We start from the raw sequence: 21,072 nt of genomic DNA, 5'->3' as shown, positions 1-21,072 counted from the left end.
CTCGGCGCCGGCCCACCCAGCGCAATCCTCGATTTCGACATAACGTGAGACGAGCCACCCTCACCTCGGCAGGGACATGGGGTCTAGGGAGATGTTCGGCCACTGGACGGAGCTGGTGGCAAGCCGCAGCCCGGAGCGCCAGCGTGCGTAAGGGCATGCGGCGGGAGCAGGCCCACACCACATGTACTCGGGTCCGTTCCCGACCCGTGCTTGCCGTCAGGCAGGAGAGTACCGCATGTTCATTGTGACCGAAGAGGAGGCTGCTGCGATCCAGCGGGCCTTCAAAGAGCGAGGGGAGTGGGCGGCCGTCGTCGAACTCCGGCGTCTGTTCCCCGGTGTGCGGGACAACGCCGATTGCCAGAAGTGGGTGCGCACCATCGTGAACTGGCAGCCCGTCGAGAAGGCCGACCCCAATCCGCCCCTCTAATATGGACCCACGCCGACCGCAGCCGCCGTAAGGCATCCACCACTCAACCCGATAAGCTCACATGGCCGGGCACACAGCCACAGAAACCGCGACCGAGGCGCTCTCCGGGCTTGTGGAGCGAGTGACCTACCACAACGGCGAGAACGGCTTCTGCGTGCTCCGGGTGCAGGTGCGCGGGCAGCGGGACCTGATCACCGTCGTCGGGCATGCGGCCATGATCTCGGCCGGCGAGTTCATCCAGGCCTCGGGCACTTGGTTCAATGACCGGACGCACGGCCTCCAGTTCAAGGCCAGCTTCCTGCGCGCCACCCAGCCCAACACCCTGGAAGGGATCGAGAAGTACCTCGGCTCGGGCATGATCAAGGGCATCGGGCCGGTCTACGGCAAGAAGCTCGTGCAGGCCTTCGGCGAGGCGGTCTTCGACGTGATCGAGCAGGAGCCCGCCAAGCTGCAGCAGGTCACCGGCATCGGCCCCAAGCGCGCGGCCCGCATCATCAAGGGATGGGCTGACCAGCGGGCCATCCGGGAGATTATGCTGTTCCTCCACGCCAACGGCGTGGGCACCTCCCGTGCCGTCCGGATCTACAAGACCTACGGGCAGGAGGCGATCCAACTCATCACCGAGAACCCTTACCGGCTGGCCCGTGATATCCGCGGCATCGGATTCCGGACGGCGGACGCGATCGCCACGAAGATGGGCATTGAGAAGACGGCGATGATCCGTGTCCGCGCTGCGATCAGCTACGCGCTCTCGGAGGCGACCGACGTAGGACACTGCGGTCTGCCGGTCGAGGAGCTGGAGGCGCTGGCCGGCGAGTTGCTGGAAGTGGAAACGCCGCTGGTGGCTGCGGCACTCCAGGCCGAGTTGCAAGAAGGCACCGTCATTGCCGACCGGCTGGAGGGCAGGGAGTGCGTCTTCCTCGCCGGCCTGTACCGCGCAGAGCAGGCCATCGCCGCTCGCCTGAAGGCGCTGGCCGAGGGTGAGGCGCCGTGGCCCGCCATCGACCATACGAAGGCTGTGGAGTGGGTGGAGGGCAAGACTGGGCTCAGCCTCGCCCCCAGCCAGCGGGACGCCGTACAGCTCGCCCTATCGTCCAAGGTGATGGTGATCACCGGCGGCCCCGGTGTCGGCAAGACGACGCTGGTCAACTCCATCCTGAAGATCCTCGCCGCCAAACAGCTGCGGGTCATGCTGTGTGCGCCAACCGGACGGGCTGCCAAACGGCTTACGGAGAGCACGGGGATGGAAGCAAAAACCATCCACCGGCTGCTGGCGGTCGATCCGGCTAACGGAGGTTTCAAGCACAACGAGGCGAATCAGCTTCCGTGCGACCTCCTCGTGGTGGATGAATCGTCCATGGTGGACGTGCCACTCATGAATGCGCTGACCAAAGCGGTGCCAGAGGGCGCGGCCATGTTCCTGGTGGGCGACGTTGACCAGCTGCCGTCCGTCGGCCCGGGCCAGGTGCTGGCCGACATCATCACCTCGGCAGCCATCCCGGTGGTCCGGCTGACCGAGGTGTTCCGTCAGGCTGCGACCAGCCGCATCATCGTCAACGCGCACCGCATCAACCGAGGGCAGATGCCGGACCTGACTCCGGTGGAGGGATCGGACTTCTACTTCGTCGAGGCCGACGATCCGGAGGATGGCGTCCGCAAGCTCATCCACGTCGTCACCAAGCGGATACCCAGCCGCTTCGGCTTTGACCCTGTGCGGGATATCCAGGTGCTGGCGCCGATGAACCGGGGCGGCCTTGGCGCTCGATCCTTGAATGTGGAGCTGCAGAAGGTACTGAACCCTCCAGGGGAGGTCCGGGTCGAGCGGTTCGGGTGGACCTACGGCGTGGGCGACAAGGTCATGCAGACAGCCAACGACTACGACAAGGATGTCTACAACGGCGACCTCGGGGTGATCACCGCGATCGATCCCGATGAAAGCGAGCTGCTCATCGACTTCGAGGGTAGGGAGGTCGCTTACGACTTCGGGGAACTGGATCAGGTGGCGCTCGCTTATGCCACCACGATCCACAAGAGCCAGGGCTCGGAGTACTCGGCGGTGGTCATTCCGCTGGCCATGCAGCACTGGACCATGCTGAGGCGCAACCTGGTCTACACCGGCGTCACGCGGGGCAAGCGCCTGGTCGTCGTGGTCGGGCAACGTAAGGCGCTGGCAATGGCGGTCAGGGCACGGGCGGAAGGGCGGCGCTGGTCGAAGCTGAAGGAGTGGTTGGCGCACCCGAGCCACTGAACGCTCCGTTCAGCCGGGGCAGCGCGGTGGGGGCGATTTCTCCTGTCAGACATGGACAGGGCATCGGGTGGTGCAGCTCATCTAAAGCTTTGTCTGTCAGGAATGGACTGGAACTAATTCACTTCTTCGGTGCTTAAATCGCTTGAATGTACGCTTGTCGTTCGCTAGTATCAGTTCTGCAAGCCGCTTTCCCCGATCCTCTCATCTCCCATCCTTTTCAAGGAAGGCATAGCTATGGCCTCCTCACGCTCCGTCGCGCCCACCATTCCTCTCACCACGACCGAAAACGCGCCTCATTCATTCATAGTACATGTGCGCGGTGTGCCTGTGCTGCTCGCCAACCAAGCTGCGCATGCTGTGCGCTTCGGCTATTTCCCGGTGTCGCCCACCGGCTATAGGAGCTTCTGTGGCCAAAGCTCTATCAGCGCTGCCGACCTGGAGGAAAGAGCAAAGGAAGCCGACCAGGAGCGGGCGAGAGCGCTGCACCGTCTCCGCCAGGCCAAGGAGATCAAGGCCCGCACTCCGGAGCAGCGGTTCTCCGCCTGGATCTCCCTGGAAGGGGCGCTCTCCTCCGCCATGAACCAGGCCTACCTCGCGCCTGAGGCCGACCAGGACAAGCTGCTGCGCGAGATCGCCACCTCGACGGAGGTCATCAAGCCGTTTCTGGCTCCGGGCTATGCCCGGCCCAGCAGCGTCGGCGCTGCATGGACCGAGGAGGGGCTGACACAGACCATCGCTGCCTATCACGCACTCTGCACCCGCGTTTGCCGCCTCCAAGCCCGCTTGGCGCAACGTCCTGTAAACCCGGATGCATGGGCTGCTTTGGTCGAAGCGCTGCCCAAAGGTCCTGGCTACGCGATGCTGGTGCCGACCGTCTTGCGCGAGCTGATCGGCGCCGGTGAGCCTGCCGGCATCGAGGACGCCGATATGGCCGACAAGGCTGAAGCCATGACGGTCACCCCTGTCCCTGCCTCAGAACCCGAGATGGCTCCGGAACAGGTGGTGGTAGCCGCAGCAGCCCTCCCGTCGTTTGGCTGCGACCCTCGCGGCCAGTACAGCCTGTTCTGATCGTCAATGCCGCGCAGCTTCTCGAACGTTATTACGGGGCGTTGCCACGGCATGGCGACATCATAGCCATCATGTCTGCCCAGGTTTTGGACCTCGAGAACATAATTGAGCACACCTGCCATTGATGCATCCGATGGTAATAGAGAGCAATCTAGGTATTGCTCAGCTGAATGATCCAGCGTTAAATCACATTCCGGCTAATTTTCTGCGGGCGGTCGTGTAATGCGTAAGCATGTGATTGTAGCCGAAGATGAAGGACTGATCGCCCTTGGGTATAAGTACGTGTTGATTGATGCGGGTTACACGGTTACGTGCTGCTCTGACGGATTGAAGGCTCTCGAAGCATTCCGAAAGGCCTCCGCTGATCTACTGCTGACGGATATCCGAATGCCCAATTTGGACGGCCTCGGTCTCGTTGCTCAAATCCGAGAAATCAATCCGGATACCCCAGTGATCATTGCGTCCGGCCATGTCAGCCCAGACACGGCGATTCCGAATCCCACAGGTGCTTTCACGTCCATCGTGATGAAGCCGGTCTCCTATCAGACGCTTTTGAAGGCGGTCAAAGCGGCGCTTTCCTAAACCTTTCGCTGCTGCCGGCTTTTTGGTAGCAGGCCAGCTCGGAGGGCGCGCTCGTCCAGCACCCCGGGCATTTCGACGGTGGTGGACGTGAACGGGGGGCGCTGTAACGCGTCCATGACCCACTTTGGGCCGCGGCTGTGGGTCGGGGTCACCGCGGCGAACTGGAACACTGACAATCCGAGCGCCAAGGGTGAAGCCGTGCTTGCTATCGTCCGGCAGGCTTACAGCGTGCCCCGGCCAGGGGTTGATGCTAGCACGGCCTTCAAACCGCCCAGGATGGAACAGGAGCGGAACTGAGCCGTTCGGTGCTCAAGCTAAAGGCGTCTAAGTTTACTGACTGAACATTCTATCATCAGGGCGGGCTTGGAAACGCAATCACGTTGCGCCTCCATGGTGCCCATTTAGAACTCCTCCCAAGCATCATTACCTGTAAACGCGCTGCCGCTATCAAGCTGCCGTGGTTGGCGCGACAGGCACCATATCCCGAATGATTCGCATGATCTCCGCGAAGTCTGCGGGCTTGGCCATTACTTTGGTCGATCCTGGCCCGGGTGGGAAAGACCTGATATCGGGCAGGTTGTGCCCGGTCACGATCAGTACGGAGAGGTCAGGGAGTTTGGCTCGAAGACTGCAGATAAGGTCCACCCCCGACATATCACTCATGATAGCTTCCGTAATTACTGCATGCGCTGGGTCAGCTTCGAAAACGCCCACACCCTGCAAACCGCTTCTTACTGCAGTGACACGATATCCCTCCCCCTCAAGCAGGTCCTGAAAGACCATAGCAACCAAAACGTCAGGCTCGCAGACCAGGATATGCGGTTGCATCTCGATGCACTTTTCTAGCGAAAGGTTGGGCACGCAACAAAGATCAGCATACATATGGCTGTTGCCGGAATTTATGCGGAGAGATCCGTTAAGAAAATGTTACTAGGGTTATGAATTCGCGACTCGCTGGCCATGCCTATCGCGACGATGTCGATTAAATGCGTAAATTACTAATATTGTATTTTATAGGAATGATGTTGTTAGCAGCTTGCTTGCTGCTTTACTCCCTTTGAGTGAATAACCCCAGCAGTACGGCTGGACGCAGGCGCTGCGTGGAATTGATTAAGTGGCTGCATTCCCGGACTGTTAAAACCGCCAGCTTCTCCATCGAGCTCTGGGTGAGGTGATTTGAGCGTAGAGACAGAGAGACCCATCGGCTCACAATAGCTACCTTCCTCGTGCGCACCCGCCCGTGTATCCTCGGGTCCATGCTGGACCTGAACAAACACTCCGCCTGGCTGGCGCCGCTCACGGCCCTCGCAGGCGCATTTGCGCTTGGCGTAGCGTCGCAGACAGACGGCACCATCCGTACCGCGACCTATGTGGCAGCCGGCATCGCCCTGGCGGGAGCCGCGATCCACGTGGGGTGGCGCTTGGCCGTCTTCCGGAGAGGCCTCGAGGATCTCGAGCGCAACTTCCACAAGGACGCTGATCGCAGGGACGAGCAGCTGAGGCTGGCCAAAAAGGCAGAAGCAGACAAGCGGGAGAGGGAAGGCGGTTTCTGAACTTCACTGCCGCATCATCCCGTCAGGAATGGACAGAGGATTACTTCGCAGGTCCATAACAGACATACAGAAAAATAAGCAAATACTGAAACTCATGCTTGCTCGTTTGTACGCTGGTTGGTAGCCTTCTCGCAATTGAGGAGGCGCAGATGCTGTCGTTTTTACCCTGGCGGAAAGCCCAAAGCGGGATCAGCAACTCAACCCACGCTGACACACCTACGGACGAGCAGTTCCGCGCCGTCAAAGCAATCGATGCTTGGTTTGCCGACACCAAAGGCCCTCAGGTGTTCTGGCTCGCAGGCGAAGCGGGCACCGGCAAGACCAGAACCACGAGCTTCGCGATCCAGCACCTGAAGGAGCACCGCAAGCTCAAAAAGTATGTCGTGGGAGCGCCGACTGGGAAGGCTGCCCAGGTTCTACGAGGCAAAGGCGTGCGCGACGCTAATACCCTGCATTCTCTCTTGTACGAGGCTGCAGTGGACGAGGAGACAGGACGCTTGTCCTTTGTGAAGCGCCTGGATGGGCCGATGATCGACGCCCAACTGATCATCGCGGACGAAGGTTCGATGATCGGCGACGATGTCGCCCGAGACATGCTGGCAACCGGCCGCAAGATCCTCGTCGTCGCCGACGCGTTCCAGCTTCCGCCAGTTTCCGGAACGGGCAAGTTTTGCTCCGGAGTGCCCGATTTCGAGCTGGTCGAACCGCATCGCACCGCCCTGGATAGCCCGGTGATCCGGCTAGCGCGCCTCCTAAGACGCGAGCAGATGCCTCGATCCTTTGGATCAGTTGGGAAGGTGCACGTCCTCCCGCTCGACCGTGAGACCCAGCGCTTGGTGGTGCGTCAGGGGACCCAGGCTATCTGCGGCGTCCATACCGTACGCACCGCGTATATCCGGCGCATCCGGGCCCTGCGTGGCTTCGACGGGCCGACGCCCCAACCAGGGGAGCGTGTGATCTGCCGACGAAATTCCAGAGATCTCGGCCTGTTCAACGGCATGACCGGTACCGTTTTGAGCGCACAACGGGCTCGCGGTGCTGCCGAAGGACTACTGAGCCTGAAATTACAAATGGACGGGGAGAGCACCGTTCGAAAAGGCGTCCTTACAAGCCGATGGATGTTCGATACACATTACGGCGGATCGCCGGTAAGGCCACGACTCTCCAAGTCCATTATGGAGTTTGACTACGGGTCGACGATCACGTGCCATGCTTCACAAGGGTCGGAGTTCTCGAATGTGACTGTTGTTGACGACTCCTCCGCCTTTCGAGAGGCCAAGTGGCGTTGGCTTTACACTGCGGTTACACGGTCCTCGGAAGAGCTGGTTTTGCTCCTACGCAACACGGAGCTTGGGGGCAACTGGCGAATGCCGCATTTTGAGGATAGCTGCCTGTGCGCCGCATGATTATCGCCTCTCTAGTCGCTGGTCCATTCCTGAAATAAAAACCCCCTCATTTCCATAACGGACACAAATAAAAGATCGAGACAATGTCACTTTTCTCTTGTGATCGCTCATCTGTACGCATACCATAAGCCCATCGAACGAACCCACTGAATTACAGCGAGACTCCGATGGGACACTCTCATCCTTCGTCGAGCGCGCAACCCGATCTGTTCGGTGAACAACCGAAACCCCTCCATGAAACCATGACGGCACGCTGGGATATCCTCTCTGGCGATTACGAAGGCCAGCGTGGCGTGTTGAAAAGCCACTTCGATACGAAGGAAGGAAAGCGGCTCTGCCGCGTGATCCTCGACGGCAGCCGCGAAGAGGTGATCGTCCCTGTTGGCGACATCCTGCTCGACATGGATTCCGTGTTCCCGCCTCAGCGCCCCAAGGCGCAGCCGCCCTTCGACTGGCGCGCAGCGCTTAGCATCCTCTCGAACCGGCCCGAGCTGCGCCACAGCGCCTCGGCCTGACCGCCCCCTAAGCCAGCGGAGCGGCACCCCCTGCCGCCTTAGACCGACCGTCGCATCCCGTGCGCCGGTGCCGCTCCCGCACACCCAAATCCATCCTGGACAGGAATCCCGCCATGGCATTTCGCAAGGGCGACCGCATCTCCTTGACCCACCCCAAGACCAAGGCGCTCACCCACGGTGTGGTCGAGAAGGGGGGAGCAAAGCTCATCGTCGTCACCGACGACCTGGAGCGCTACAACGCCACGCCTGCCGCTCTGTCCCACTCCGACGAACCCCTCCCGAAGAAGCTCCTCGAATACCTTGCCGGTGCGTCACTGAAGAAGGGCGACCGTGTCGAGTGGGTTGAGAAGGGTCGAACTTTTTACGGGGTGGTCTCCAAGGGCGGCGACAAGGTGGTCGTGATCGTGGATGGGGCCGAGGAGCAAAGCTCCGGCCCGGCACGCCTTTATAAGAAGTCCGACCATCCTCTGGCCGCAGACCCGCCGTCCGGAATGGACAAATGGGCAGTGGTGAATTACCGCGAACATACCCGCCTCACTCAGGAGACCCCCTGCTTTGAAGCGATCATTACCTACGAGGGACAGGCGGTTCTTAACGCCTTCAACTCGGGAGGTGGCGAACCAAACCGCTACAACGGCTGGAACTTCGCGAAAACACGTGAAACGGACTTTGAGGGGCGGCTCCGCGAGGCTGTAGCCGAATGGGCGCAGCGGTTCGGCAACATCGCCAAGGTGCCCGACCCGGTCGACGACTGGGTGGACTGGTACGTGCACGAGCGGCCTTACGGCGTCAAGGCCACCATGCACTTCGCCCGGTGGGAGAAGGATGTCGCCCAGCTGAACCGCCGCGAGGAGAGCCCCTGAGGCTTTCATTACCTCCTGCGACGCGAGCCATCCCTATAGCTTCACGAGGCCCCAATGCTGTCGAACGTCATCCAGACGCCCTCACGCCCTGCCGCGTTCTCTCCGGTCTGGTATGTACCAGGGGACGATTTTCCGATGTGCGATCCTCGTGCCGACCGCGAGGCTTTGGCATCCTGGTGTGCCTCGCCAGACACCCACGTGCAGGGGCACCGTTGGCTTATCGCTGTCGTCAAGGTACGACGCCGCGTGAAGAACGTGGCGACCGGCCGGCGGGTGACCCGAGACTGGAACATCGGCCATTTCCTGATCTGGGAGAACGGCACCTCTCCCACCCTGGACAGGACCATCATGCGCCAGATCCTGGATGAGGCACGAGACGCCGGGATCGACGAAATCATCGCGCATGGCCGTCTCTGCACCTACTCCCAAGCGTCCGTCCGGTTTGAGCAGTTTGGCGTTCGGCGTCCCGACGAAGTGGTCCAGGCATGATCGCGACTGGCCGCTACCCGGACCAGCCCCAGAACGCCCTGGAGCACTGCGCTGATGGCCGGCGCAGGGGACAGCAGGGCTGCCTGGGCCACTGCACCAAATACCGCCAGACCCGCCGTCGAGAGGCCGCGAACTGGGCGGTCAAAGGGGCCACAGTGGTCTGCACCTATGACAGCAGGCTCATGGGCGACCACATGACCGGACGGGTGGGGACCATCGAGAGGCTCTGCGGGCCACCTTTCGACGATCATTGCTACGTGTCCTTTCCGCCCATTGGCCGGCAGCGAAAGCCCCGGGAGCGGATGATGGAGCTGAGGCGCCTGGAGCCTCACGATCCAGAGGCACCCTGGAAGCCTGTCCTCGACGCTGACCAAGTCCGGGTCCTCGCCGCGATTGCTGCCGATCCAATGGCGCCGCTGCAATGGATGAGGGGCCCCAATGCGCAAAGAACTTTGGCCTACACGCTTGCCGGCCTCGGGCTTGTGCGGCACCCACCCGGCAAAAGGGCGATGCGCGATCCCTGGAGCCTGACCGAGCGAGGCCGTGCCGCTCTCGACTCCGTGCCATCCCGCCCGTCCATTCTGGACCAGCGGCCTCAATCGGCCACTTCTGATACCCGAGGCGAACCATGACCGCTCTGTCTCCACTCCCGATCCTCGCTGATGCTGAGCTGCAGGCGCTGGCTGCCATCCATGCCGATCCGCGCGTCTCGCTCCCGGATGGGCAAGTGCCGCTGGACATGCTGCGGGCGCTCCATGCTGCCGGCGTGCTCATGCAGCCCGATTATTACATCCGCGATCGCAAGCCCTGGCCAGTGGCCCGCCGCGGCCTCCTGGCGCTCCGAGCCGCATGCCTGATCCCGCCCGTGCCGCCAATCGACTGCGTAGCGGCCGAGCTGGTCGATGATCGATTCCGGCCCTTGAGCGGCGCCCTTGTCCAAGACTGGAGGCTCGTCCACGACGCATGCCCGATTGCGGTCCCGGAGAAAGGCGCTGTCGCACCTGCCAACTGGACTCACGTGTTTCGCGGGCACGACGGGCCTGGCAGTGCGGACTGGTACTATCTGGTGCGCCTCCCAGAGAAGCGGATGGGCGCTCGGGCACGCATCTCCTTCCGCGAGCCCCACAGGGGGATGATGGCCGTCGAGGGCCTTACCGGGCAACTGTGTCCATGCCCGTTTCCGGAGCCCTGTGCCAGTACTGGCGCTCCTAACAGCCCCTATGTCTGGTTCCGCCCGGACCCTCTCTGGAACTGCTATCATCGCTGGCTTGTAACTCGCCTCGATCGCCTCGAGTTGTTGGTGCCCAAGGTCCGTTGGGCTCGTACACTTATGCCTGTGGCTGCGGCTCCCTAAATCGGCGCAGAAAGCACAATCAACCCCCGGCCGCACGCCTACTCCCTTTTTGCAGTCGCAACCAGAAATACACTATGTCTTTAGTGTGGCGAGGTAAGCCAAAGGGGTGGGTGCAATGGTATGCGAGAACGTTGGGTCGAAGCTGCCTGCGAAGTGCTGCTGCTGCGGCGATCCTATTTACACGGGGCAAGCGCATTGGGCCGGCGATCGCCAGGGACGGCCATGGCACTACGCCTGTGCGGAGACATCCGGCCTCACTCATCCCTTCCATCGCAAAAACCAGGCGCCGGCTTCCTCGGTGTCTGAAATGACGCAGATCCTGACCAGGTAATGCGGGCGTTGCATCAGCATTTCTGCCCCCAAGAGGAGCAGGCTATACTCCGTTCGAGATCTGAAACCCGCTCGGACAGGGATCGCTCCCATGGCGTTTAGAACCGTTGCTGCGGCGTTCGTAGTCACGCTTGCCGTTGCAGGCTGCGTCACGACTGGACAGGGGGATGGCCCCAAGATCGTCCTGAAAGAAGCAAGCTCTAGAGACCGACTGCTCGCTGAAACCATGGGCGGCATGCTTCTTACGCCGTCTCAGCGTAAACAGTTGGCAAAACGCATGAAGCAAGAGCTGCCTAAGCAGGACCTCCCCAGCAATTTCGATACAGGTGCTGGATTTGCCGGTGCACTAGCGTTGGGCTTCTCTCCGTTCTCAGCACAGGGCGTAAGCACCGCTGGCACGATTAGCGCAGGCCTTGCGGTGGTTGACGCGCTTACCGCTACAGACCGCATGAACCAAGTATCAGCGTTCTATCTCCCAAGCCAATTTGAAGGTAATGACATCAGAACCAGCTCCGAGGCGACGCGTATCGCCCAGAACATGAAGCGCGCGCGAGTAGAGGCGTGGGCAAAATCGGTGGGGCGGTCGGTATCTTGTGTTCACTCGTGTGACGGCCCCGCACCGCTATACCGCATCACCAAAGATGCAGCTGTAAAAGACCGTTACTTCGATCCGGGCCTGATCTACCTAACTCTTGCGCAGCGCCCAATGGAGCAGGTTCAACCAACGGCTCTCGAAAGCCAACTGCTAGGCTTTGCGCCAGCATGGAAAAGCTCCGGACCAGCCGGGTCTCCTTTTTGCATTTCAATGGAGGAGTTTGCGAAGGATGGCAAGTTCCCTGTTTCTAAAGATCCACAGATTGGGGAATACGCTGCCAACCCTTGCCGAAGTGAGCATCAGAACCCGCTAATCCGTAGTCTGCTGCGCGCACTAACCTCGGATGGATATATGTTTGTCGGCAACATGCACGCTTACTCCCAGTTTTTTGCTTTGAATGGCCGCATTCTGCAACTGGATCGCGTGGCTGACAAGTTCGTTACTGGGGAAATTGCTCCCGAAACCGACGCAGGCGCTCTGGCTCCTCTTTAATTTCCCAGAACCTCGGTATGGGCGAGTTCCAGTCGGCACCCGCCCGTACCGAAGCGCGCTTTACGTCTACTCTTAATCCTTGGATCACGGCTCCGCTATTCCGGAGTGTGCCCAGTCCATTCTCGACCCAATGATCAGTTTCCATGTCCATTCCTGACAAAACGCTAATGGCGTATTGTCTATCAAAAATATAGCGCTCTGCTAAGAACATCATTGCGTACCAATGAGCGTGCGGATACTATCTACTCATTCCGAAGACATTCCCGCACCGAGGCAATGATGCTGGCTCCCGCCCTCGACCTGTCCCAGGTTCTGCAAAGCTACCGCGCGTCCGTTGGTTCCGCCGTACAAGATGGCCGCCTGCCGCGTGGCATTGGGCTTAACGTCCGGTGCGCTGATGCCGGAATGTTTCGGACGCTCAACGTCGAAATCATCAAGTGCGAAGTTTTGATCGTCGAGCCGGCGGCTACGATGCCCGTCCTAAATCATGCTGGCGAACATCTGCGAAAGACGTTGGTACAGCTCGCAAACCAGAATGCCGGGATCATCGGCGCGGTCACTTATGCCCGTGATCTGCTCCTAAGAGGCTGTCCGCGAATTAAACCTGTTGGGAATGCTGGGTTTTTGCCGAGGTGAGGCGGCGAGCGATGATGGAAATCATTGCGATCCAGACATGTGCGGTGAAGAGATCGGGCTGGCGATCGAAGACTGTGTTGAGCCGGCGGTAACGTGAGAGCCACGCGAAGAGGCGCTCCACTACCCAGCGGATCCCTACTGGCAGGAACTTGCCGTCGCGGGTTCCTCCGGGCGAAACACCGACATGAATATCATGGGCAAGCGCGGCTTCGGCGAACGGAGCACCCTTGTAGCCGCTGTCACCGAGGAGATCTCCCTGAAAGCCCAGTTCGGCCAACCGCGGGAGGATCGGCAAGGCGGCGGCCCGATCATCGGTGTTGGCGGGCACCAGATCCAGATCGACCAAAGAACCATGCTTGTCGCAAACGGCGATCAGCTTGATGCCTTTGACCAGCTTGCCGCCATCGATACCACGCGCCCAGCAGGTCGGCGCGGATCCTTGTGAGCGGCTGTCCACGACGAGCGCGGACGGGAGCGCCTCGTCCCCGCAGGCCAAGCGCCAGTCGAAGGCCAGCCGCTGACCGAGCCGACGCCATAGCCCCAGCCGGGTCCAGCGGGCAAAGGCGCTGTGCAGCGTGGTGAAAGGAATGCCGGACAAAAAGCCGGCGATGCGCCACTGCATGCCGCCAAACGTCAGCATCCAGATCAACCCGAGAACCCGCCGTCGCAGCTCGGGGTCGGGTTTGCGGCCACGGCGGTGAACGCCTACGCGCTCCGCGTCCATCGCCTCCAACTCGGCTTCGGCGGCTACGATGAACACCTCGATGTCGGCAAGCGCGTCCCACGCATTGCACTGACGAGAACGGGGGATGCGACGGGCGGAAACGGAAACCATATAAGCCAGCCTAGAACGGTGGGCGGCCGTCACAGATGGCGATCGCCAGCCCAAATCTCCGCCCCTGCACCTCAGGGAAGCGCGGGACGTTCGGACAGAGCATCAATTCGCGGACAGATTCTTAGTGGGGGGCATGAAGAGGATTCGAGCACGTTTCCGGCGGAAACGCTCGTACCTCACTGCCCGTTCGAGACGGATTGCCTGAAGCGCGTCCCCAAGCTCATCGTCGATTTCGCGTCCAAGGGCGACGCCCCATTCTTAAGGTCGTTTCGGTTGACGTAGCACCAAGCTCCGTCGAAATCGATTGTCTGTTCGCCTCCTCAAAGAGAATGGCCCGCATTACTTTCGGCCAGTTGGCATGTTGTGCGTCCTATGGCAATGTTCATTCGTATTTAGGTATCGTGCTAGGGCGTATTAGCTAGGGGGGGAGCGCACACATGGGTATTGCAACCAGAATGGTGAAGGAAAAAGTCAAAACTGCTGCCGTAGGACCGGGTATGCTTAGCCCATCGCAAGTGAACGATTTATTGGAAATCGAAGAAGATTTTTACAAGACCCTCACCCCAAGTGTGTTTCTTGTGGCCGAGGATGTGAATTCCGCGGCATCGGCTGTTTGGAGTCAAGTCAAAGCCCTCTGGGCTGCGACCTGCATTGACCAAAAGGTTCCCGATGGAATGCTGCACGACGACTTCCGGGGCGTGTTCTCCGGCGTTCCGCTTGTAGATAGCAAAGAAAGCAAACTGGCTCAAATCGAAATGGGATCGCACATTCGTGCACCGATTTCCGTAAGGCTGCTAGCAAAATCATGCACTATATGTGATTCCACTGCCTTTGTAATTTATGATTACCTGTGGAAGTATATGGGGAGGAAGAGTAAGCATGCGGAAGCAGAACAGGGTTCCTGCGTTCAGACGTGGGTTCAACGAGACGGGCAGTGGGTCTTAATTGGGGAGTACGTTGAGCAAAAATATGTAGAGTCTATGCGCGAGAATGGATGATGAACGGCATCGAACTACCCGCTTTTGAGCGCAGCTTTACCAAGGCGCAAGCGGAAGTCAAAATCGGTTGCGTCTCCGACGCTTTCCTCTCACATCGGAACATCTCCCTCCGAGAAGAATCATCCTATGGGAAGGTTTGTGTTGTTGCCTATAGTGACGCCGGAGAGATTGTAACTGGGTTTGGCAAGGGCCTGCACGCGCGCATAGGTGCGTTTGGTGAGTGTGTGGAACACTTTCATCTGTGGGACACTGCGACGCGACACTCCAGTAAAGCCGTTTATGTCGACAAGGGCAGCATTTATCAAGGGGATATATTTCTGCGTGTTGGAAGTGCCTTAATTCCAGATGGCACGCAATTGTTGGCGACTCCTTACAGCATACGCGGGGGAAGTGAGGCTGCGTACATCCCGTTCTGCTTTGCAAATGGCGACTTCGCTATTGGAGAACGCAAGCCCGAGCCATTTGAGGTGTTCTACAATCGGTATGCATCTTCATCGGGTACTGCGTTCGGCTTTTCATTTGACGACGCACTTCTTCATGCAGTGTTGGAGATTATTGAGAGAGACGAAATATCAAAACTGTTTTTGAATATACTGGGGACGCATGCAGACTGCAAGCCATACGGCATGCTTGAAGAGCACAGTTTTCACCCTGCCGTTGAAATGTTGTTCTCCGAACTTAGCAATACCCCGGGTAGGAAAGTTAAAACGCTTTTCAGGCAGTCGGAATTTGGCCCGTTCTTTTCCTTCACATTCTATCACGAACAGCATAATGGGGAGACAAAGGTTGTTTGGGGAGCTGGCTGTTCACTCTACCGAGATGTGGCTGTCTACCGCAGTTTGGCAGAGTGCCAACAGTCTTCGGATTTTCACCTCCCGAAGGTCGATGACCGCGTAGGGGAACTGGCGAAGCGGTTCCATGCATTTACGGCTGTGGCCCAGCTCAACCTTTCGAAGGTTGATGTATCCCCATTGATATTTAAGCCGGAATATACCCAAGCGATAAGCACACGTCAGCAACTCGACATGCTGGATGCCGCATTGCAGCGTTCAGGACGCCGGATTCTGTTCTACGACCACGAACCGCTCCATGAATGCTATCGAGTGGTAAGCGCTATCGTCACCGATGCTGAGCGCTTTTTTGGAATCATATTTGCTATGCCCGTGCTGCCGGTCGGCCATCTCAAGATGTATGATACCAATTGCGCGCGTTAGTGCTTGTGGCCGTTGGGAGCAACTCAACCAAAAACCGACATGTTGTTGCGGCAATACCTCCCGCCGCCTTGCTCCGCAGTTCCGCACCGAGCCTTGCGAATGCTCTCATGGATGCTCCCTGGTGCGGGCTCGTGTGCGAGCGGAAGGACTGGCTGCTCGATGTGTAGGGCGGCGTACGGACGGCTACGCCCTGTTCGCCGTCGAGGCCAGTTGCCGTTCGAGCGGGTGGCGGCGGCAGAGTACCGCAGGCTTGCCTCCCGGCATGGGGTCTGCCCGAATGCGCCGCGCCGGCGGACGGAACGAACCTATCTTTCATTATTTTTCCGACGAGACCACGGAGTGCGGACGTCCGAAAGAGGTTAGGTCGATGGCGGCTTCCAGGAAGGCGAACACGTTCACCTCCACCAACCATTCGCGCTGCCGGTCGCGACCAGTAAGCTCGACGGTGCCGTTCATCGCCCACACTCCCTCGCCGCGAGGGGCGCTGCCGTTGTCGTAGGTCGGACGGAAATCGTTGGCATGGATGATTTTGTTGCAGCTCTCACGAATTCCTAGCTCCCCGTCGCCTTCGTAGAACCTTCCGAACGGGCCCTGCTCGCTGTCGATTTTCCGCCTGTGGTCAAGGTAGCCGGGCGTTTCCCTGAACTGGTCGTCGAACGTCCGGACAAGGACGGCCAGCTTCAGCAGGCTACCGGAAAGCTTGGCCTCGGCACCCCTGTGATGCAACGCGACGAGGTTTGGGAACTCCCACGCGGGTTCCTCGTCGTCCTCGACCCACAGCGCCGACATGGAAAGGCTGGCCAGTATGACGTGCAGGGATTCGAGACAAAGGTTCTGGATTTCGTCGCGGTCAACGACGTGCGGTTTGTCGAACTCGTGCCAGTACGGGTTCTCAGTGGGATGCCTCGGTGCGTTCATTGCTCGTCTCCGCCTGCGGGGTGAACGCCGGCACTATCACGGCAGGTCGGCTCTATTTGCAAACCGTTCGGCGGGTCCGGCCCCCTCTGCTCCGTCGAACCTAGAATAGCGCCCTTCAATGGGGGGACATGTCGAGTCAACCAGCACTTTCCCGGCGGCCCCGCTCATACCGCAGCGGCGGCCGTGGTTGCTCCGTGATCGGAATGAAGCGAAACTGTCGGTTGGGCTCGTCGGTCTCATTGAAGCTTCCCAGCAGCGCGCCGGAACCCGAACTCAATGCTGCCCCTGTGGCCCTGATGACCACGCCGGTTTTGAGATCGATGTCGAAGACATCGTCCCACTCGTCGACCAAGCGGAGCCGATCAGGCATCACTCTATAGACATCAACCGCTCTCATACCGCCGACGTCCTTGCCCATCGGGACACGGCTGACTTCCTTGCCATCTCGAACGACAATCACCGCCCTGTCATACTCGGCAAGGAACGGGTGAGCGGACCTCTCATCAATCCCAACGACGAGATCACTTCCCGGCACCCGCATTTCAGCGACAGTGCCGTACTGGCCGGTGTACGATTCGATCAGGACTACGGCACTGGAGCTGAGGACGATGAACACCAGGGCGATAGCAAAACTTGCCACGGACGAGCTCACCCACCGTGGAAACAGCCGTCGATCACCCCTGAACTTCCTCCATGCAAAGCTTAGCAGGTCCTTTATCAGCCAGAATGCCTGGAAAGGCAGAATAAAGCGAATGGCATCGCGGATATAAACGTCAAGTTGACCGGCGTTGAAGCCACCGCCGGCGATTGCACTCACTATGCCGAGTATGACAAAAGACGCTAGGTTGGCGGCGACCAGCCGGAGGGGTCCGCCTTTCCAACGCCACAGGATCTGCAGCACCAGCCACCGGGGCAAGAAAGTGGCAAAGAGCAGCACAGTAAAAAAAATTGCCGTGATGGCGACAGAGATCATCGTTCCGAACCCCTCGCTGAGCGCACCCCGAGCATAACTCTGCCCGGGGCCGCCGTGTCTGTCCAGACGCTCGCTTTTAGCACACGCAAATCCAATACCGTGCACCTCAACCAGAGGCGAGTCACGTTAGATCAGACGCATGCTCGTCATCGGCTCATTGGTCGGAAGTGCTTTCCGTGGCAATCTGGGCATCAAACGAAAATGCGTTCGTTCTCTACAGGAAAGTAGCCAGCGAGCAATACAGAGCCTCCATCTGAGAGGTTGATAACCATTCCTGCAGAAGAATAAACGAGTGAGTATCCTAGCCCATTCAGGCTAATCCGATCCCCCTCGGCGAAATTGAAATCTTGAATCACATCATGGTTGGTGTTTGGATTGAAATTGAAGCGGTCAGCATCAGCTCCCCCAACCAGAGTGTCAGAGCCTATGTCGCCCCATAGTGCATCAGAGCCAATATCACCATAGATCATATCACTATCAAGGCCAGCGAAAATGGTGTCATTGCCGCGACCCCCGTAAATCGTATCGTTACCTTGGTTTCCAAATATAATATCATGTCCTTCGTTTCCATACACGAGATCTCCGCCGATGTTAGCGCTAATGCTGTCGTCGCCAGAGCCCGAGTATATAATATCATCACCTTGACCGGCGTGAACAGTATCACTCCCAAACCCAGCGTTGATGATGTCGTTTCCTTGATTACCAAACACTAAGTCGTTTCCAGCTCCTGTCGATATAACATCGTCCCCACCAAGCCCGGTTATCGCGTCGTTGCCCGCGTTTCCCCCTAAATTGTCATTACCTTCGCCCCCATTTATTATGACCGGAGCAATGGTAACAGTAGGCGGACCCGAGAAGTGAACATCCAGCTCTCCAGGCATTGCGATTTGAAAGACGGTTCCAGGAAGGAGGCTTCCCAACCATGTGGCACCCTCCTTAGACCAATCTCTGTCCGAGGGATTAAAATCATACTGGTCGTGGAATGCGCGAACCACCCCTTTGTAATCCCATGAGTAATCCTCAAAAATCTGAAGAGTCCCTACATGACGGAGTGTTATGTCTCCTAATATGTCGTAGGCGATTAGTGAGTCGCGGTCAGTTGAGTATGCTGTAACCTCAGAGACTGGGTATATGCCAGGCTGGCGGCCCTCGGCGAGAGATTGAAGTAGTCCTGGTATTTCATCCGCAGTAAAGTTGAGGCCGACATCCTCCAGAGGCAAAGTTAGCGTCTCACCGTTGCCATAGAGGTAATGACCTAGCGCAGCTATTGGAGAAGTTGCCTTACCACTGAGCGTGAACTCTAGAAATGGGGAGTAATGGTCGGGATCACGTGGATTAAACCATTGACCAATATCACGAATTACTGTAAGTGCTGTGACATCGTTAGTCTGAGCTACCTGATCAGCGTACATGAACGCTTTGAAGGCGCTTTCAATGGTCCTTGATGCGGTTTCAATGATGTTTGGAGAGATCTGCTGAAGGCTGCTCAAGAAACCGTTGGTCCACTCCATCCCGAGTGTGTTCGTTACATTGGCTTTGTGAACTTCGTTGAAGAACACAAGTGCCTCGCCAACGACTTGTCCGTCGTTGGTCCCTGGCGTATAAACATCTCCCCATCCTGTACCACCGCCAATAACCCACCCGTCTAAGAGAATCGGCTCGTCCAGAGGGCTCCCAGGTACAAGAATTGGAGGCAGTACCTCAACGTAGTTTGAATACGCCTTGAACGTTGGCATGTCCAGGAACTTAGGATTTGCGTCGAAAACCTCTGGCTCGCCGCTTGTGATAACAATATTCTCATCCTCAAGCTCTGCCGGCGCGACCCCTGTGAGGTGGATAGTGGTGCGGTCGTTTAGCCGGAGGAACGTATTACCATCGCGATAGACTGCTTGGCTTATCAGACTTGTTGATGTGATATCTGATAGATCACCAGAAATCTGTATTATATCCCCACCCACTCCAGCTGTAAAATCGTCGATTTGATCATGACCGGAATCAGCATCATATACGAATACATCAGAACCACCGCCACCTTTGATCCAATCAAACCCTCCTTGTCCATATAACGTATCATTTCCTGAGGTACCTATTAGAAACTCACCACCTTGTCCTCCTGACACTACTTCACCGACAACCGATACAGCTGGAGCTGCAGTTAAAACATTTTCTCTGGTCAGCGCTGAAAGCGACACGCCGTTCAGGCGCACCGTGTTCTGGCTATCGAGCAATAATGTTACGCCATAGTTATCTTCAATCAAATTTCCGGTAAAATCTTCAAATGTTGGGATCTGTGTCCACATACGAAGATCGAGGATATCGCCTCCAACTCCAGGCTTGAAATCGCCAATATAATCGTGGCCGTTTCCGAGGGTCAGGATGAATGTATCACGTCCAGCTCGGCCTTCAAAATAGTCATCACCACCGTTCCCATTTATCGTATCGTATCCTGGAGTTCCGTAATAATTGTCCTTTCCCGCCGATCCAACAAAACTACTGGTCCCAACTACTTCCTCAGGCTGCTCGCCAGTACCAACACCGGTAGAACCGTTGACAAGAAAAAGATTGGAGCCTGCTAATTGTGATCGGCTAACACCCTCCAGTCGTACTGTATCGGTTGCGCTTAGATGCAGGGTCACATCTCCCTGCTGGTCCGATGCAGCATTGAGGATGCTGTTGATATCCGTTATATCACCCCATTCACGAAGATCCAATATATCACCACCAGCACCGGGCGTGAAATCGGCAATGTAATCGAACCCACTGCCCCGCCTGAGCAGGAAGGTATCTCTCCCATTTCCTCCAAGCAGGTAATCGTTTCCATGACCACCGTCTACTACGTCGTTGTACGCTGTTCCAACATAATAGTCGCTCTGATCGGTGCCAGTGTAGTTCTCACCATAGCTATTCGTTGCAGTTGGAGTTTCTGATTGCACGGTCGAGAGCAAAATGTTTTCGCTATGAAGAGAGGACTTGAGCACGCCTTGGAGACGAACATCCGCGCTATCGCCCAAGGCAATGACCAGATCATTGCCATCCTGTACTGCAGATGATAGTAGTTCCGAGAAGTTGACTATGTTCGTGTACGCGCGAAGATCAAGAACGTCGCCTCCGGTGCCGGGGCTGAAATCCGCTATGTAGTCCCAACCATCTCCAGGCGCAAAGACAAATACATCCCTTCCGCCGCCGCCTACGATATAGTCGTTTCCGCGACGACCATCAAGGACATCGTCTCCGTCATTAGCCTCGATGTAATCGTCTGCATCAGATCCAACCAGCGTGTCAGAAGTGATCGTCCCGATATAATTCACAACCCTCTCCTTCGATAAGGCTGATACCATTCTCGTGCGAAGCGTAACGAAGTAAGAAGCATTTGCAAATTGGTGGTGGTGGTACTCCTTAGGGGTGGGCGCAGCGCGGCCGAACGGGGGATTCAAATACCCCGTTTTATTGTGTGTTGGATTAGGGCCTGTTGACATTCAGATGTGCGGGGGATTCCCAAAGCCGCAGGAATTTGATTCAAAGCTGCCGACAGGGAGGTGGCTTTGGACCGGATGGTATTGCGCGATGATCAATGGG

18 protein-coding genes are annotated in these 21,072 nt (G+C 58.0%); 12 read left to right on the top strand and 6 right to left on the bottom strand.

What is annotated here, in order from left to right:
• The first annotated feature begins 235 nt into the window (after positions 1–235).
• From JUB11_RS30790 to JUB11_RS30775, 4 genes are all read left to right on the top strand, one after another.
• Positions 236–427 carry a hypothetical protein gene (locus JUB11_RS30790; RefSeq protein ID WP_247887448.1) on the top strand — a complete coding sequence of 64 codons (192 nt, stop codon included), beginning with the start codon at positions 236–238 and terminating at the stop codon, positions 425–427.
• A gap of 61 nt (positions 428–488) precedes the next feature.
• Positions 489–2,675: an ATP-dependent RecD-like DNA helicase gene (locus JUB11_RS30785; RefSeq protein WP_207462629.1), complete on the top strand. Its 2,187-nt coding sequence runs from the start codon at positions 489–491 to the stop codon at positions 2,673–2,675.
• Positions 2,676–2,909: 234 nt separating this feature from the next.
• Positions 2,910–3,743: a hypothetical protein gene (locus JUB11_RS30780; protein WP_207462628.1), complete on the top strand. Its 834-nt coding sequence runs from the start codon at positions 2,910–2,912 to the stop codon at positions 3,741–3,743.
• Between the two features lie 222 nt (positions 3,744–3,965).
• On the top strand, positions 3,966–4,325 hold the full coding sequence (locus JUB11_RS30775; protein ID WP_207462627.1) for a response regulator: 360 nt from the start codon (positions 3,966–3,968) through the stop codon (positions 4,323–4,325).
• 447 nt (positions 4,326–4,772) lie between these two features.
• Here JUB11_RS30775 and JUB11_RS30770 read toward each other — a convergent pair whose 3' ends face one another.
• Positions 4,773–5,207 carry a response regulator gene (locus JUB11_RS30770; protein WP_207462626.1) on the bottom strand — a complete coding sequence of 145 codons (435 nt, stop codon included), beginning with the start codon at positions 5,205–5,207 and terminating at the stop codon, positions 4,773–4,775.
• 374 nt (positions 5,208–5,581) lie between these two features.
• Between JUB11_RS30770 and JUB11_RS30765 the strand changes: the two genes are divergently transcribed.
• The 5 genes from JUB11_RS30765 to JUB11_RS30745 all read left to right on the top strand — a co-directional run bounded on the left by JUB11_RS30765 (position 5,582) and on the right by JUB11_RS30745 (position 9,151).
• Positions 5,582–5,878 (top strand): hypothetical protein, encoded by a 297-nt coding sequence (locus JUB11_RS30765; RefSeq protein ID WP_207462625.1) that lies wholly within the window; start codon positions 5,582–5,584, stop codon positions 5,876–5,878.
• Positions 5,879–6,027: 149 nt separating this feature from the next.
• The gene (locus JUB11_RS30760; protein ID WP_207462624.1) at positions 6,028–7,284 is read left to right on the top strand and encodes an AAA family ATPase; all 1,257 of its coding nucleotides are present in this window, start codon (positions 6,028–6,030) and stop codon (positions 7,282–7,284) included.
• A gap of 167 nt (positions 7,285–7,451) precedes the next feature.
• Complete coding sequence (locus JUB11_RS30755; RefSeq protein ID WP_207462623.1) at positions 7,452–7,799, top strand: hypothetical protein; 348 nt, start codon at positions 7,452–7,454, stop codon at positions 7,797–7,799.
• A gap of 113 nt (positions 7,800–7,912) precedes the next feature.
• Positions 7,913–8,662 carry a hypothetical protein gene (locus tag JUB11_RS30750; protein WP_207462622.1) on the top strand — a complete coding sequence of 250 codons (750 nt, stop codon included), beginning with the start codon at positions 7,913–7,915 and terminating at the stop codon, positions 8,660–8,662.
• A 54-nt stretch (positions 8,663–8,716) separates the two neighbouring features.
• Positions 8,717–9,151 (top strand): hypothetical protein, encoded by a 435-nt coding sequence (locus tag JUB11_RS30745; RefSeq protein ID WP_207462621.1) that lies wholly within the window; start codon positions 8,717–8,719, stop codon positions 9,149–9,151.
• A gap of 595 nt (positions 9,152–9,746) precedes the next feature.
• On the opposite strand, the gene JUB11_RS30740 is transcribed toward JUB11_RS30745, so the two are convergent.
• Positions 9,747–10,091 (bottom strand): hypothetical protein, encoded by a 345-nt coding sequence (locus JUB11_RS30740; RefSeq protein ID WP_207462620.1) that lies wholly within the window; start codon positions 10,089–10,091, stop codon positions 9,747–9,749.
• An 835-nt stretch (positions 10,092–10,926) separates the two neighbouring features.
• On the opposite strand from JUB11_RS30740, the gene JUB11_RS30735 reads away from it, so the two are divergent.
• Entirely contained in the window at positions 10,927–11,922 is a 996-nt protein-coding gene (locus JUB11_RS30735) for a hypothetical protein (protein ID WP_207462619.1), read from the top strand.
• A gap of 598 nt (positions 11,923–12,520) precedes the next feature.
• On the opposite strand, the gene JUB11_RS30730 is transcribed toward JUB11_RS30735, so the two are convergent.
• On the bottom strand, positions 12,521–13,393 hold the full coding sequence (locus tag JUB11_RS30730; RefSeq protein ID WP_207462618.1) for an IS5 family transposase: 873 nt from the start codon (positions 13,391–13,393) through the stop codon (positions 12,521–12,523).
• A gap of 437 nt (positions 13,394–13,830) precedes the next feature.
• On the opposite strand from JUB11_RS30730, the gene JUB11_RS30725 reads away from it, so the two are divergent.
• Together JUB11_RS30725 and JUB11_RS30720 are read left to right on the top strand one after the other, a co-directional pair.
• Positions 13,831–14,391 carry a nuclear transport factor 2 family protein gene (locus JUB11_RS30725; protein WP_207462617.1) on the top strand — a complete coding sequence of 187 codons (561 nt, stop codon included), beginning with the start codon at positions 13,831–13,833 and terminating at the stop codon, positions 14,389–14,391.
• Positions 14,388–15,605, top strand: coding sequence for a YcaO-like family protein (locus JUB11_RS30720; RefSeq protein ID WP_207462616.1), 1,218 nt, complete (start codon positions 14,388–14,390; stop codon positions 15,603–15,605). Before JUB11_RS30725 ends, JUB11_RS30720 begins: the two co-directional genes overlap by 4 nt.
• A 315-nt stretch (positions 15,606–15,920) precedes the next feature.
• Here the strand turns inward: JUB11_RS30720 and JUB11_RS30715 are convergent, their stop codons facing one another.
• The 3 genes from JUB11_RS30715 to JUB11_RS30705 form a co-directional block, all read right to left on the bottom strand.
• A complete protein-coding gene (locus tag JUB11_RS30715; protein ID WP_207462615.1) occupies positions 15,921–16,523 on the bottom strand; it encodes a hypothetical protein in 603 nt (200 codons plus the stop codon).
• Between the two features lie 136 nt (positions 16,524–16,659).
• On the bottom strand, positions 16,660–17,496 hold the full coding sequence (locus tag JUB11_RS30710) for a hypothetical protein (protein WP_207462614.1): 837 nt from the start codon (positions 17,494–17,496) through the stop codon (positions 16,660–16,662).
• A 191-nt stretch (positions 17,497–17,687) separates the two neighbouring features.
• Complete coding sequence (locus tag JUB11_RS30705; RefSeq protein WP_207462613.1) at positions 17,688–20,804, bottom strand: lipid II-degrading bacteriocin; 3,117 nt, start codon at positions 20,802–20,804, stop codon at positions 17,688–17,690.
• Positions 20,805–21,072 lie beyond the last annotated feature (268 nt).

Origin of the sequence: Azospirillum sp. SYSU D00513 (assembly GCF_017356015.1) — a bacterium.
GTDB lineage: Bacteria > Pseudomonadota > Alphaproteobacteria > Azospirillales > Azospirillaceae > Azospirillum.
The sequence above is the reverse complement of the archived record's forward strand: the minus strand, read 5'-3'. Positions and strand labels throughout refer to the sequence as shown.

Coding starts and splice junctions, on each gene's coding strand:
- JUB11_RS30715 (WP_207462615.1), bottom strand. CDS start 16,523: ATGAACGCACCGAGGCATCCCACTGAGAACCCGTACTGGCACGAGTTC.
- JUB11_RS30725 (WP_207462617.1), top strand. CDS start 13,831: ATGGGTATTGCAACCAGAATGGTGAAGGAAAAAGTCAAAACTGCTGCC.
- JUB11_RS30790 (WP_247887448.1), top strand. CDS start 236: ATGTTCATTGTGACCGAAGAGGAGGCTGCTGCGATCCAGCGGGCCTTC.
- JUB11_RS30780 (WP_207462628.1), top strand. CDS start 2,910: ATGGCCTCCTCACGCTCCGTCGCGCCCACCATTCCTCTCACCACGACC.
- JUB11_RS30710 (WP_207462614.1), bottom strand. CDS start 17,496: ATGATCTCTGTCGCCATCACGGCAATTTTTTTTACTGTGCTGCTCTTT.
- JUB11_RS30745 (WP_207462621.1), top strand. CDS start 8,717: ATGCTGTCGAACGTCATCCAGACGCCCTCACGCCCTGCCGCGTTCTCT.
- JUB11_RS30735 (WP_207462619.1), top strand. CDS start 10,927: ATGGCGTTTAGAACCGTTGCTGCGGCGTTCGTAGTCACGCTTGCCGTT.
- JUB11_RS30765 (WP_207462625.1), top strand. CDS start 5,582: ATGCTGGACCTGAACAAACACTCCGCCTGGCTGGCGCCGCTCACGGCC.
- JUB11_RS30755 (WP_207462623.1), top strand. CDS start 7,452: ATGGGACACTCTCATCCTTCGTCGAGCGCGCAACCCGATCTGTTCGGT.
- JUB11_RS30785 (WP_207462629.1), top strand. CDS start 489: ATGGCCGGGCACACAGCCACAGAAACCGCGACCGAGGCGCTCTCCGGG.
- JUB11_RS30760 (WP_207462624.1), top strand. CDS start 6,028: ATGCTGTCGTTTTTACCCTGGCGGAAAGCCCAAAGCGGGATCAGCAAC.
- JUB11_RS30730 (WP_207462618.1), bottom strand. CDS start 13,393: ATGGTTTCCGTTTCCGCCCGTCGCATCCCCCGTTCTCGTCAGTGCAAT.
- JUB11_RS30750 (WP_207462622.1), top strand. CDS start 7,913: ATGGCATTTCGCAAGGGCGACCGCATCTCCTTGACCCACCCCAAGACC.
- JUB11_RS30720 (WP_207462616.1), top strand. CDS start 14,388: ATGATGAACGGCATCGAACTACCCGCTTTTGAGCGCAGCTTTACCAAG.
- JUB11_RS30775 (WP_207462627.1), top strand. CDS start 3,966: ATGCGTAAGCATGTGATTGTAGCCGAAGATGAAGGACTGATCGCCCTT.
- JUB11_RS30770 (WP_207462626.1), bottom strand. CDS start 5,207: ATGTATGCTGATCTTTGTTGCGTGCCCAACCTTTCGCTAGAAAAGTGC.